At 48.2% G+C, this 564-nt stretch carries 1 protein-coding gene; it reads right to left on the reverse strand.

The genetic code is table 11. The features are described 5' to 3' along the window. On the reverse strand, nucleotides 1–564 hold a 564-nt coding region (locus ACP45E_RS21900), incomplete at both ends, for a methyl-accepting chemotaxis protein (protein WP_141707485.1).

Raw genomic sequence — 564 nt, forward strand, 5'->3', positions numbered from 1 at the left:
GCCTTGTTCACCTGCACGAGCCGCTTCGATAGCCGCATTCAGCGCAAGTAAATTGGTTTGCTCTGAAATACCGTTAATGGTTGTTACCACGTCACTGATTTTGGCGGTGTTGTCGTTCAACGTTGCGGCCGAGTTTGAAGCTTGGGAGATAGAATCCGACAGCTGAACGATTTGTTGAATGGCTTTTTCTACGCGAGCACGGCTTTCATTCACTTGAGCGCGGTCTTGCTCGGTTTGAGTGGTGGCCTGGTTAGCAATTGAGGCAACTTCTTGGGCGGATGCGGTCATTTGCTCCATGGCGGTTGCGACAGAATCGAGGGAGGAATACTGGTTATTGATTTGTGCTTCACTCTCTTTCATTTCACGCTCGAATGAACTGGATGTTTCGCCAAGCTTGGTCGAGTTATCTTTCACGGTGTTAACCAGTGTCGATAATGTATCCATTGCATTATCAAGTGCGCAGCCGATGGTGCCAAATTCATCACGCCCAGCGTGAAAGCCTAAACGAGAAGTCAGATCACCTTTTGATATTTTTTCCGTCGTCGAATAGAGAACCCACAATGC

Origin of the sequence: Vibrio genomosp. F10 str. 9ZD137 (genome assembly GCF_049974785.1) — a bacterium.
GTDB lineage: Bacteria > Pseudomonadota > Gammaproteobacteria > Enterobacterales > Vibrionaceae > Vibrio.